7 protein-coding genes are annotated in these 13,227 nt (G+C 72.2%); 5 read left to right on the forward strand and 2 right to left on the reverse strand.

What is annotated here, in order from left to right:
- Positions 1 to 188 precede the first annotated feature (188 nt).
- From VIS07_03240 to VIS07_03260, 5 genes are all read left to right on the forward strand, one after another.
- A complete protein-coding gene (locus VIS07_03240) occupies positions 189 to 2,516 on the forward strand; it encodes a thrombospondin type 3 repeat-containing protein (protein ID HEY8514509.1) in 2,328 nt (775 codons plus the stop codon).
- Positions 2,517 to 3,559: 1,043 nt separating this feature from the next.
- Positions 3,560 to 3,835 (forward strand): hypothetical protein, encoded by a 276-nt coding sequence (locus VIS07_03245; GenBank protein HEY8514510.1) that lies wholly within the window; start codon positions 3,560 to 3,562, stop codon positions 3,833 to 3,835.
- A gap of 73 nt (positions 3,836 to 3,908) precedes the next feature.
- The gene (locus VIS07_03250) at positions 3,909 to 4,553 is read left to right on the forward strand and encodes a hypothetical protein (protein ID HEY8514511.1); all 645 of its coding nucleotides are present in this window, start codon (positions 3,909 to 3,911) and stop codon (positions 4,551 to 4,553) included.
- 119 nt (positions 4,554 to 4,672) lie between these two features.
- The gene (locus tag VIS07_03255; protein ID HEY8514512.1) at positions 4,673 to 6,601 is read left to right on the forward strand and encodes an acyl-CoA dehydrogenase family protein; all 1,929 of its coding nucleotides are present in this window, start codon (positions 4,673 to 4,675) and stop codon (positions 6,599 to 6,601) included.
- A gap of 110 nt (positions 6,602 to 6,711) precedes the next feature.
- The gene (locus tag VIS07_03260; protein HEY8514513.1) at positions 6,712 to 8,703 is read left to right on the forward strand and encodes an alpha/beta hydrolase; all 1,992 of its coding nucleotides are present in this window, start codon (positions 6,712 to 6,714) and stop codon (positions 8,701 to 8,703) included.
- Positions 8,704 to 8,748: 45 nt separating this feature from the next.
- Here the strand turns inward: VIS07_03260 and VIS07_03265 are convergent, their stop codons facing one another.
- Together VIS07_03265 and VIS07_03270 are read right to left on the reverse strand one after the other, a co-directional pair.
- Positions 8,749 to 9,555 carry a M48 family metallopeptidase gene (locus tag VIS07_03265; GenBank protein HEY8514514.1) on the reverse strand — a complete coding sequence of 269 codons (807 nt, stop codon included), beginning with the start codon at positions 9,553 to 9,555 and terminating at the stop codon, positions 8,749 to 8,751.
- A gap of 31 nt (positions 9,556 to 9,586) precedes the next feature.
- Complete coding sequence (locus tag VIS07_03270) at positions 9,587 to 13,189, reverse strand: adenylate/guanylate cyclase domain-containing protein (GenBank protein ID HEY8514515.1); 3,603 nt, start codon at positions 13,187 to 13,189, stop codon at positions 9,587 to 9,589.
- Between the last annotated feature and the right edge of the window lie 38 nt (positions 13,190 to 13,227).

Consider the following 13,227-nt stretch of genomic DNA (forward strand, 5'->3'; position numbering starts at 1 on the left):
GCCGCAGCGAATCGCGCGGAAAAAGCGATTCCTTCGATCGCTGAAAGGCTGATATGGGGAGGCGTCAGGGGGAAATTATGGTGTGCGCGCGTCCTCCGGCGATCCTTCGGTTCGTGGCCGCGGCGCTCGTCGTGGCCTGCGTGGCCGCGAGCACGGCCGCACGCGCGAGCGACGCAGTGACGTTCGCCGTGAGCCACGGCGATTGCAACGGCCCGCCGGGCGCGAGCGTGCTGGAATTTTACGTCGACGACGTGCTGATCGGCGCGCGCCCGACGACGATCGGCTGCCAGTGTGCCGTCGCCGAGCGCTTCGTCTTCGACGACCCCGCGACGCTCGCGCTGCTCGACGCGCCCGGTTGCCGCACCTTCGGCGTCAAGGCCGCGAGATCCCGTGGGGCACTGTTCGTCGGCCTGGTGCACGTGTCGGTGACGCGCAACGGCGAGACGCAGCGAAGCTGTCTTCTCGACTGCGCCTCGGTGGCGGCCGATCCGGAGTGCTTCGACCAGTTCTGCGCCGCGGGGGACTGCTTCGACCCCTTCCTCACGACGCAAACGGACCCCGACCTGGACCTCGTCCCAAGCGGCATCGGACCGGGGTGCGACCTGTGCCCCTTCGTCTTCGATCCGCAGCAACGGGACGCGGACGGTGACGGCTCCGGCGACGCGTGCGACGCGTGCGCGGGGCCCGGCTCGTCCGACGTCGATGGCGACGGCGTGTGCGCACCGCGCGACAACTGCCCGCGCATCCCGAATCCGGACCAGTGGGACAGCGACGGCGACGGATTCGGCGACGTCTGCGATTTCTGCGAAGGTTCCGGAAGCGAGGACAGCGACTTCGACGGCGTCTGCGACCAGTCCGACAACTGCTCCTTCTTCTTCAACCCCGAGCAGGAGGATTCGGACGCCGACGGGCACGGCGACGCGTGCGACCCGTGCGACGGCCCGTGGCTCGACGCCGATGGCGACGGCGTGTGCGACGGGCTCGACAACTGCTTCGGGACCTTCAACCCGGACCAGGCCGATGCGGACGGCGACGGCGTCGGCGACTTCTGCGACAACTGCCAGATGCTCGCCAACCCGCGCGTCTATCCGCTGTACGGCGATCAGCCGGACGGCGACGACGACGGCCTTGGCGACGCCTGCGACGACTTCTTCTGTCCCGACGTCGACGGCGACGGCCTCGCGGATCGGGTGGACGAGCGCAACGAGTGCCCGCTCGATACGTGTCCTTTTGTGTTTGACCCGACGAACGCCGACCGGGACGGCGACGGCGCGGGCGACGGGTGCGACAACTGCCCGCTCGTCCCGAACCCCGATCAGGCGGACGGTGACTTCGACGGCGTCGGCGACGCGTGCGACGACCTGTTCTGCCCCGACTTCGAAGGGGACGGCTTCGCGGAGTTCCCGGACGAGCGCAACCAGTGCCCGCTCGACACGTGTCCGTTCCTCTTCAGCCCGAACAACGACGACCGGGACGGCGACGGCCTCGGCGACGTCTGCGACAATTGCCCGCAGCACGCGAACCCCGACCAGCGGGACGACGACTTCGACGGCATCGGCGATGCGTGTGATCCGTCGGTCTGCTTCGATTTCGATGACGACGGCTTTGCCGACTTCGACCTTCCGGCGAACCAGTGTCCGCTCGACAACTGCCCCTTCACCTTCAACCCCGACCAGTCCGACCGCGACGGCGACGGCGTCGGTGACGTCTGCGACGACTGCCCCGACGAAGCGACCGAGCCCGACGCGGACGGCGTCTGCTCCGCCATCGACAACTGCCCGACGCGTCCGAACCCCGACCAGTCGGACATCGACGGCGACGGTCTCGGCGACGCCTGCGATCCCTGCTCCGATCCCGATCGCGACGGCTTCCACTCGCGCTTCATCCCGAACCCGTTCCCGAACGCCTGCCCGGACGACAACTGCCCCAACGTCGCGAACCCCGACCAGCGCGACACCGACGGCGACTTCCGCGGCGACGCCTGCGACCCGATGGACGGCACGCTGCGCATCGATCGCGCGCGCGTCTGGGCGCCGCTGCCGACGGCCGGCACGCGACGACCGCGCGGGCGCATCGAGCTGCGCGGCGTCGTGCCGCTGGTCGGCGTCAAGGACCGCTTCGACGTCGCCGAGGGCCTCGCGATCGAGGTGCGCGACGGCCACCGGCTGCACGAGACGTTCGCGTTCCTCCCCGAGCAGTGCCGGACGCGACGCTCCGGCGTCGTGCGCTGCCGCGCCGGCGTCGGCGGCAGCGTGACCTTCAAGCTGCGCCCGCTCCAGAAGAGCCGCGGGCGCGAGCTCGCCTTCAGCCTGCGGATGCGCGCGCTCGCGATCGAGCGTCCGTTCGCGGCGCCGCTCGTCGTGGCGCTCAGCGAGCGTCCCGGCGAGCGTACGCGAGGGACCGATCGCGTCGGCGTCGTCGCGGCGTGCACGTTCACGGGCGGCGTGCCGTGCGGCTACGGCTCGCCGCGCAAGGCGTTCCTCGCGAGCCCGGGGAGAAGCCTGCTCGACGGCTGAGAGGGCGCGTCGGCAATCGCGCTGCGATCGGTACGACCTCGCGCGACAATCCAAAAAAACGTCCGGGCGCGGCCTCGTGCGGTCGATCGGTCGTCGCCGCACGTGACGAAATTTGGCTCCCCGACGATCGGTGCGCGGGTGTAGGAGATCTGGTCTCGCGCGCCCGTCCCAGCCGGGGTGCCGACGGAGAACGACAGGATGAGAGGAGCTGCGCACGCTCCGCGGGCAGGGGACCGTCTTCGACACGCCGCGGTCGTCGTGGCCCTCGTTCACGTTCGCCTCTCCGGAGGCGCTGGCGCTCCTCGATCCGACGACGTGCAACGCGACCACCGCGCGCACGGCACCCAGGTCTTCCTCGGACCCATCGTCGAGTTTGCGGGCATGCCGAACGGAGGCCCGAGCTGCGTCTTCGACTTCCGCGACGAGACGTACGTGCCGGCCTGCGGACCCCTGCAGTGCGTGTTCGGCTTCGACCTGCTCCTCGCCGAGCCGGACCCGGATCCCGATGGCGACCGGCGTGCCGAGCGGCGTCGGACCGGGCTGCGACGTCTGCGTCGCCACCTGGAACCGAGATCAGGCCGACAGCGACGGCGACGTCTGCGACGACTGCCCGACCGTGCGCCACGCCCTGCAGCTCGACTTCGACGGCGACGGCCGTGGCACGCGTGCGACCCGAAGGACGCCACGCTGCGCATCGAGCGGGCGCGCGTCTGGGCGCCGCTCCCGGCGGCGGGCACGGGACGACCGCGCGGACGCATCGAGGTGCGCGGCGTCGTGCCGCTGGTGAACGAGAGCGAGCGCTTCGAGGTCGCGGACGGCCTCGCGATCGAGGTGCGCGACGGGCACCGGCTCGACGAGAGCTTCACGTTCTCGCCCGGAGAGTGTCGGACGCGCAGCTCGGGCGCGGTGTGCTGCCGCGCCGGCGTCGGCGGCAGCGCGAGCTTCGACCTGCGACCGCTCCAGCGGAGCAGGGGACGGGAGCTCGCCTTCGCCTGCGGCTGCGCGGGCTCGCGATCGAGCGGCCGTTCGCGGCGCCGCTCGTCGTGGTGCTCACCGATCGTCCCGGCGAACGCACGCGGGGGATCGACCGGGTCGGCACGATCGAGACCTGCACCGTGGCCGTCGACCGTCGACAGCAATCGGTGCGTCACCGAGCACGCGGCAGCCTGCGTGCGCCCCTCGAATCTGCTGCGGCGGCCGCGTCCCTTCTCTACGGGCTCGGCGTGCTGCTCGCGCTGATCGGGCTCTACGTCTTCGCCGACCTGATCCTGGCGCTGATCGGGTGGGCGCGATCGCCGGAGCCCTGGTGGCGCCCGTAGCGACGCCGCGAGCACCGCGAAGGCGTGCGCGGGTTGCTGCCCGCGCGCAAGGCGTATAGTCGTCGAACAGACGATGCTCGCGATGTCGTTCGTTTATGGCGTCGTCGTCGCCGGGGTGCTCGTTGCCGCTCCGGCCGTCGCCGGCGAGCCGAGCGTGGTCGCCGACGCCCCGAGCCTTCGGGTCGAGCGTACCGACGCGGGGCTTCGCGTCGCCGCCGACGGCGCGCGGATCGAGGACGTCCTCCAGGAGCTCGCCGAGAAGGAAGGCTTCGAGGTCGAGATCCAGCTCGGCGTCGAGCGTCCGCCGGTCGACGTCGACCTCCAGGGCGTGACGCTCGAGGAGGCGCTGCGCACGATCCTGCGCCGGCGCAACTACGCCATCTCCTACGCCGAGACCGAGAATGGCCTCGAGGTGTCGCGTGTCCAGGTGCTGCTGCCCGAGGCCGCCGTCCAGACGACGGCACGCCAGACGGCGACGCGATCGCAGCGCTCGACCGCGACCATGGCCCCGGAGTACCAGCAGTACCTCACGCGGCGGCGTCAGCAGGCCGAGCAACGGCTCGTGCAGCAGGCCGAGCAACGACGGCGCGCGCAGCGCGAGGCCCGGCTGGCCGAGCGGCGTCGCGCCTGGGTCGAGCGCGCGCGTCAGGCGCAGCGCGCGCGGGAGGCGCAGCAGGAGGTGCCGCTGCGCCGCCTGCTGTGGGAACGCGGACGCTGAGCGGCCCACCTAGCGCGCCGACAATCTTTCCAAACATTCGACCCTCTGTTTAAAGAGGGCATTCCGCAAGCCGGTGGTGCGTCGTCTCTCCGGCACCGCCTCGACGGGAGGGTCCAGCCTTGAGTGCAACGAACGTGAAGCTGACCAGCGAAGAGGAATCGCGCCGCCTTGCCGAGGAGTCCCGCGAGCAGGAGTGGGCCGGGCGGACGTTCATCCGCGAGATGTTCCTCGGCAACTTCATCGTCGACATGATCCACCCGTTCCCGACGCACCGGGACGAGCGACCCGAGTTCCGACGCTTCTACGAGGATCTCAAGCAGTTCCTGCGTGACCACGTCGATCCGGTCGAGATCGACGAGACCGGCGAGTACCCGCCGCACGTGATCGACGGTCTGCGCAAGCTCGGCGCCTTCGGGATGAAGATCCCGGTCGAGTACGGCGGCCTCGGCTTCTCGGTCACCGAGTACACGACGGCGATGCAGATGGTCGGCAGCTACGACGGCAACATCGCCGCGCTGCTGTCGGCGCACCAGTCGATCGGCGTGCCGCAGCCGCTGAAGCTCTTCGGCACGCACGAGCAGAAGCAGAAGTACCTGCCGGCGTGCGCGAAGGGCGCGATCTCGGCGTTCGCGCTCACCGAGCCGCACGTCGGCTCGGACCCCGCGAGCCTGTCGACCACCGCCGAGCTGCAGGGCGACTTCTACGTGCTGAACGGCGAGAAGCTCTGGTGCACGAACGGCACGCTCGCCGAGCTGCTCGTCGTGATGGCGCGCGATCCGAAGACCAAGAAGATCTCGTGCTTCATCGTCGAGACGAGCTGGCCCGGCGTGAAGGTCGAGCACCGCTGCCGCTTCATGGGCCTCAAGGCGCTCGGCAACGGCGTGATCAGCTTCAAGGACGTCCGCGTGCCGAAGGAGAACCTGGTCGGCGAGGAGGGCAAGGGCCTCAAGATCGCGCTGATCACGCTCAACACCGGACGCTTGACGCTGCCCGCGACCTGCGCCGGCCTCGCCAAGACCTGCCTCGAGATCTGCCGCGGCTGGGCCGCCGAGCGCACGCAGTGGGGCGTGCCGATCTGGAAGCACGAGGCGATCTCGCACGTCATCGCCGAGATGGCAGCGACCACCTACGCGATGGACTCGGTGTCGCGCCTCGCGTCGGCGATGGCCGACCGCGGCGGCTACGACATCCGCCTCGAGGCCGCGGCGGCGAAGGAGTGGAACACGACCCGCGCCTGGGAGATCGTCGACAAGACGCTGCAGCTCCGCGGCGGCCGCGGCTACGAGACCGAGAAGTCGCTCGCCGGCCGCGAGGAGTTCCCGGTGCCCGTCGAGCGCCTGATGCGCGACAGCCGCATCAACCTGATCTTCGAGGGCTCGAGCGAGATCATGCACCTGTTCATGGCGCGTGAGGCGGTCGACAAGCACCTCGAGGTCGCGGGCGCGATGATCGACCCGAAGAAGGGCTTCGGCGCCAAGCTCGCCGCGATGCCGGGCATCCTCGGCTTCTACGCCAAGTGGTACCCGCCGCTGTGGTTCCGCGGCATGTCGAGCTCGAAGCGCTACGCGAGCTGGGGCAAGCTCGCGGCGCACGTCCGCTTCGTCGAGCGCTCGTGCCGCAAGCTCGCGCGCTCGAGCTTCCACGGCATGGCGGTCTACCAGGCCAAGATGGAGCGCAAGCAGGGCTTCCTGTTCCGCTGCGTCGACATCGTCATGGAGCTGTTCGCGATGGCGGCGACGCTGTCGCGCACCAAGACCATGCTCGACAACGGCGATCCCGAGGCCGGGCGCGCGGTCGAGCTCTGCGACCTGTTCTGCCGTCTCTCGCAGCGCAAGGTGCGCAAGCTCTTCGCCGACCTGTGGAGCAACGAGGACGCGCGGCGCAACGCGGTCGCGGCGAGCGTCATGGCCGGCAACCACGCCTGGCTCGAGAAGGGCATCCTGGAGATCGGGCTCGACAAGCAGGAGAACTACAAGACGGTGTCCCTCACCGAGCGCCGCCGGCGGCAGGAAGCCGCGACGCCGGAGGTCAGCGCCGCGGTTTCGTGAAGCGGCGAGCGCGCGTCGCGAACGCGCTCGAGGCTGCGGCGTCGCGTCGACGGCCTCGAGCGCAAGCGCGCGGCGCGCGCTTCCTGGCGCTGGCCCTGGCCAGCGCGCTCGTGGTCGCCGTCGCGCTCGCGACCACGCTCCGTCCGGCGCGCGCGCTCGACGTGCCGCCGGACGATTCGCTCCAGGGCGCGTCGGCGTCGGCGTCGCTGGCGCTGCGCCTCGCCGCGCTCGTGCCGGACGATGCCGCCGACGAGCTGCCGGCGCGCGTCGCGGCGGCGCGGAGCGACTGCGCCGCGCTCGCGTCCGCGTCGTGCGACCCTGCGACGCTCGCGCGCTGCACTGGCTCACTCGCGGGCTTGTTCGACACCGTCGCCGACGTGCGCGCGGGCAAGACGGATCCGCTCGCCGTCGAGTACGCGCGCGTCGCGCGCAACGTCCTCGCCGACGCGCTCTCGCGGCTCGCCTGGGCGCGCGACGCGGTCCGCGCGCGGCGCTGCGACGCGCTCGCGCCGTCGAGCGAGGTTCCGGCGCACGTGCTCGCGATCGACGGCGCGCTGCTCGACGTCCGCCCGCTGCGGGCGCTGCGTGCGGGGCGACGCTACGCGCTGGTCGCGCCCGGCGCGTCGCAGGAAGACGTCGCGGCGCTGCGCGCGAGCCTGCGTCGAGGGCGCGCGGCGCGCGGCGGCGACGCCGAGGCGCCGGTTCTGGTCGCGCCCCCCGTCACGCCGACGCTGGCCGAGGCGGGCTACGAGCGCGACTTCGCCGGCCACGCGCTGCGCTTCGACGACGCGCGGGCGCGCGCGCTCCTGCGGCGCATCGCCGAGCAGGCGGAGAACACCGACGGCCTCGGCTCGAGCCCGCGCCTGCGGCTCGAGCTCCCTGAGCCCGCGACCGGCGAGGCGCTCGCGCGACTGCGGCTCGCGTTCGTGCCCGCTGCGTCGGCGACGCCCGCCGACACCATCGCGACCTTCCGGACCCGCGACGTGCGCGCGCCGTGGGCCGCGCGGCGCGCGCGTCTCGCGTCGCTGGTCTGCGCCGACGGCGAAGGCAGGGGTGTCGCGCTGGAGGAGGCGAAGGTCGGTCTCCCCGGCGCGCGCGCTGCGCTCGTGCTGCGCGGACGCGTGCCGTCGCTCGCCGTCGACGCGGACGCGACGACGGCGGAGGGCGGCGCGAAGCTCGACGTGCCGTTCCTGCTCGCGTTACCCGCCGACTGGAGCGACGCGACGCCGGTCGTGCTCCTCGTGCACGGCCACGGTTCGCGCGCCGACGCGTTCCTGAAGACGCACGCGGCGGGGCTCGTCGCGCGCGGGCTCGCGGCGCTGGCGCTCGAGCTGCCGGGGCACGGCGAGCGCAGCGGCGAGCCGCCGTTCCTCGACGTCCTCGCCCCCGAGCGCTTGCCGACCAGCATCGCGCAGGCGGCGGTCGACGTGCTCGCGACGATCCGGCTCGCGCGCGGCTGCGGCTTTCGCCTTCCCGACGGACGCAGCTACAGGCCCAGCGACGTCCTCTACCTGGGCTACTCGGTGGGGAGCGTGATCGGCGTGCTCGTGCGCGCGGTCGAGCCCGACCTCGGCACGACCGTGCTGCTCGCGCCGGCCGGCGATCTCGTCGACTGGCCGATCGTCCAGATGCCGAAGCAGCTCGGCGCCGAGGTCTACAAGATCTGCCGCGCGGGCCCGAAGCGCGGGACGCCGTGTCCGACCGACGACGTCTGCGGCGACCCGGCGGCGTGCGAGATCGACCCTCAGGTGATGCTGCTGTGGGACGCGCTGCGCTTTCCGTACGCGCATGCTCTCGCGCCCGTCGAGCCGACCGCGTACGCCACCGAGCGCACCGGAGCCGCGAGCGACGCGCCGCTGCTGCTGATCGCGGGCGGCAAGGACCAGACGCTCACCGACCGCATGACCGGACGGCTCGCCGACGCCTACGGCATGAAGCCGACGTCCGGCGGCGGTCGCCGCGGACCGCACGCGCGCCTCGTCTGGTGGGACGACCTCGGCCACGAGCTCGCCGCCGACCCGCGCGTCAAGCAACAAGCCTACGCGTTTCTCGCCTCGCGCGGGCGTCGCCTCGCGGACCGTCCTTCGAGCTCGGGTGACTGAGCGCGGGCGCGGCCGAGCCCCTGCTCGTTGCGTCGGAACGTCGCCTCAGCCGCACTTCGGGCGACGTCCCGCCGCGACCGCCTGCTCGTAGAGCTTCATCGCGTGCGGGATGCGCTCGTTCAGGTCGCGCATGCGGGTCGCGCCCGACGGGTGGGTCGAGAGGAACTCGGGCGAGCGCCCGCCGCCTGCCTTCTCCATGTTCTCCCAGAAGGCGACGCTCTGCCGCGGGTCGAAGCCGGCGCTCGCCATCAGGTCGAGCCCGACCAGGTCGGCCTCGCTCTCCTGCGAGCGCGAGAACGGCAGCAGCACGCCGACCTGCGCGCCGACGCCGAGCGCGGCGGCGAGCCGCGGATCCATCGCTTGACCCGCGACCTGCATCAGCGCGCCCGCGACCATCTGCTGCGAGACGCGCTCGTTCGCGTGCTGCGCGAGCACGTGCGCGACCTCGTGGCCGATCACGGTCGCGAGCTGGTCCTGGTTCTTCGCGACCTCGACGATGCCGGTGTAGACGCCGATCTTGCCGCCCGGCAGCGCGAACGCGTTCGCCTCGTCCTCGGCGAAGACGACGACCTCCCACTGCTTGGGGGCGTCCGGATGCGAGCTCGCTTGTGCGGCGATCGCGTCGGCGACGCAGCGCACGTAGCGCGTGGTCCTCGCGTCGCGCGCCTGCGGCGTCTCCTGCTTGATCTCCTGGAAGGCGGTCGCGCCCATGCCGGCGATCTGGTCGTTCGGCAGCAAGCGGAGCTGTCGGCGGCCGAGCGGCGAGGTCGCACAGGCTGCGGCGACGAGGATCAGGACGACGAGCGCCCAGCGTCGCGCCAGGCGCACGGGCGGTGTCGGTTGGCTGCGCACGAGGGTTTCTCCTTGCGTCCGGACGTCGGACCTACGGCTCAGGTTGTGCCGCAACCGCGCCCGGCGCAAGGTCGGCGAGCAGCGCCGCCGCGCGCTGCTCGTAGCGTCCCATGCGCAGCTCGCGCGCGAGCGCGAGCCCGCGCACGAGGTCGTGCTTCGCGCGCTCTTCCTCGCCGCGCGCGAGCGCGATCTGCGCCGCGGTGACGAGCGCGGTGGCGAGCGTCGAGCGCGCGCCGGTCTCCTCGGCGAGCGCGACGGCGCGCCGCGCGTGGCGCTCGGCGTCGGCGAGCCGGCGCGGGTCGTGGCGCAGCAGCTCGGCGCGCGCGTTCGCGCACAGCGCGTCGCGGAAGCGTCCGCCGGACTGGCGGTCGACGTGCTCGAGCACGCTCTCGCCGCGCTTCAGCTCGCCGATCGCGACCAGCGCCTCGATCACGGTGCCCACGTAGAGCGGCAGGTTGGTCGAGCCCTGCAGACCGGCCTCGATGTGACGCAGGAAGCGCGACGGCATCGGCGGCATGCCGAGCTCGACGCGTGCGGCGAGCGCCAGCGACGCCGACGGGCGGCAGGCGCCGATGTTGCCGATCTCGCGCGCGATCTCGAGGCTGAGCTCCGCCCAGCGCAGCGCTTCCGCGTACTCGCCGCGCATGAAGTGCGCCTGCGCGAGCAGCGACGACGTCCCGGTGCGCACGGTGCGGTTGTTGTGCCGCGTCGCATGCTCGTGCGTCTCGCGCGCCGACTCCATCGCGGCGTCGACCTGATCGGCGTGGAACAGCACGGTCTCGCGCATGAAGCGGACGCCGAACCACAGGTCGGTCGGCTTGCCCGGGTGCTGCATCACCTCGAGCTCGGCGAGCGCGTGCTCGACGATGTCGAGCGACTCCACGAAGCGCCCGTCGAACAAGTACGCGAAGGCGAGGCCGCGCGAGATGTTGACCGCGTTGAAGCCGAGGTTCTCGCGGCGCGCGATCGCGAGGCCTTCCTCGACCAGCGCGACGCCGCGCGCGAAGCGCTCGCTCCCGCCGGCGATCGCGGCGAGTCCCTCGTACGACGGAAAGGCGGCGCACGCCGGCTTGACGTCGAGCGCCTGCGCGAGCGCGCGTCCGCGCCGGGCGACGCGCTCGATTTCCTCCATGTCGCCGACCGACGTGTAGATGATGCTCATGTGGCAGAGGCCGAGCGCGGCGGCGAGTGCTTGACGCTGCAGCGCCTCGTCGGCGCCGGCGCCGTCGTCGAGCGCGCTCGACGCGATCCCCCACGCGGCGGCGTAGAACTCGCGCGCCGCGTGGTAGGACGGCACGCGCTCGGCGTCGGCGGCCGCGCGCAGCAGCGCCTCGATCGCTTTGTCGCGATCGTCGCTGCGCGCGAAGTGGTGCGCGAGCAGCGCGGAGCGCTCGGCGGTCCGCTCGCCCGGCGCTTCGTCGAGGAGCCGCGCGATGCGGCCGTGCAGGGCGCGCCGCTCGCGCAGCAGCAGCGAGTCGTAGGCGATCTCCTGCGTCACGCTCTCGCCGAAGCGGAACTCGTCCTCCGACAGCACGGTCTTGCGGTGGATGATGCCGCGGTGCTCGAGGTGCTCGAGCTCGGCCGCGACGTCGATGCCCTCGCCCTCGAGGAGCTGCTCGAGCTGATCGCGGCGGAACTGGCGTCCGAGCACGGCTGCGACCTGCGCGGTGCGCTTCGCGGCGGGACGCAGGCGATCGATGCGCGCGCCGATCACCTCCTGCACCGTCTCGGGGATGAGGATGTCCTGGATCGGCCGCGTCAAGCGCAAGCGTCCGCCGCTCTTGACCAGCGAGCCGTCCTCGAGGATCGCGCGCGTGATCTCCTCGAGGAAGAAGGGATTGCCCTCGGCCTTCTCGCAGATGCGCTCCTCGAGCTCGGCGGGTAGCTCGCCGCCCGCGATCGCGCGCACCACGGCGGTCGCCTGCTCGAAGGCCAGCGAGCGCAGGTGGAGCTGCGTGTACGCGGCGGCCGGACGCCAGTGCGGCTCGAAGTCCGGCCGGTGGCTGACCACCATCATCATGCGCACGCCGCGCGCCTTCGCGACCGCGAGGTCGAGCATCTCGCGCGACGCGTCGTCCATCCAGTCGATGTCCTCGAGGATCATCACCAGCGGAGCCTTGTTGCTCATCGCCACGAAGAGGTGGGCGACGGCCTCGAAGACGTCGCGCTTGACGTCGTCCGGCGACTCGAACGTGGGCTCGCTCGGCAGCGAGAAGATCCGCGCGAGCTTGGGCTCGATCTCGACGAGGTGCTCGTCGATCTCGGCGAGGCGGCGGCAGACGATCTGCGACGCCTTGCCGCAGTACTCGCCTGCGGGCAGCTCGAAGTAGTGGCGCAGCATCGACGCCCACGGCGCGTACGGCAGCATGTGGCTCAGCGACGAGCAGCGCGCCTCGAGGATGATCGGCAGCTCGCGCGCGAGCCGCTGCTTGAACTCGTAGATCAGCCGCGAGCGACCGCTGCCGGCCTCGCCGATCACGGAGACCACCTGCGGCAGGCGGCCGTGCAGACGTCGGTAGCAGGCTTCGAGCTGCGCGAGCTCCTCGTCGCGTCCGACGAGCCGGGTCAGCGTGCGCCCCGGACGCAGGCTCATCGCGTCCGCGTCGTCGAGCGTGCCGAGCACCTCGTAGGCGACCACCGCGTCGCGCTTGCCCTTCACCGTGAGCGGGCCGACCTCGCGCATCTCGAAGCGTCCGCGCACCAGGCGCTCGGTCGCGGCGCTGATCAGGATCGCGTTCGGCTGCGCGAGCGACTCGAGGCGCGACGCGAGGTTGGTCGTGTCGCCGGTCGCCGTATAGTCCATCTTCAGGTCGTTGCCGACCGTGCCGACGACCACCGGACCGGTGTTGATCCCGAAGCGCGCCTTGAGCTCGAAGTCGCGGCCCGAGAGCTTGGTCTCGTTGAGCCGCACGAGCGCTTCGCGGATCGCGAGCGCCGCGCGGATCGCGCGCTCGGGCGCGTCCTCGTGCGCGACGGGCGCGCCGAACAGCGCCATGACGCCGTCGCCTGCGAGTTGATTGACGATGCCCTCGAAGCGGTAGATCTCGCGGATGCAGAGCTCGACGTACTGGTCGAGCAGCTCGCGGTACTCCTCGGCGTCGAGGCGGTCGGCGATCTCGACGGATCCCGCGATGTCGCAGAACAGCACGGTGACCCGCTTGCGCTCGCCGGTCGCCGCCCCCGGTGTCGCGACCAGCCGATTGGCGAGGCTCTCCGGCATGTGGCGCCGCAGCCGGTCGCGCAGCTCGTCGCTCGCCTGCGCGCGCGCGTCGACGGCGCCGTTCGCGCCCGTCGCGCGGGGGACGGCGCCGCGCGCCGCGACGCCCGCGATCGCGTTCGCGCCCACGCTGCCGCCGCCGTTGCTCGCCGCGGCGCGCTCGCCTGCGGCGGCGCGCTCAGAGGGCGCGGCGCTCGCGAGGCGCTCGCTCGCGGCGGAGGATTCGAGCCCCGCCGAAGCGGAAGCCTCCGCGTGGGCCGCGCCCGCCGCCAGCGCGTGGCCGCAGTCCGGGCAGAAGCGGTAGCTCGCCTCGGTGACGGCGCCGCAGCTCGGGCAGGGGCTCCCGACGGGCGTGCCGCACGCGTGACAGAAGCGCTTTCCGGGGATCAGCTCGGTGGCACAGCGAACGCAGTGCACGCGCGAGCTTCCCGTGGCCGCCCAGGTGAGTCAATCGA

This window comes from Candidatus Binatia bacterium (genome assembly GCA_036563615.1).
Lineage (GTDB): Bacteria > Desulfobacterota > Binatia > UBA12015 > UBA12015 > DATCMB01.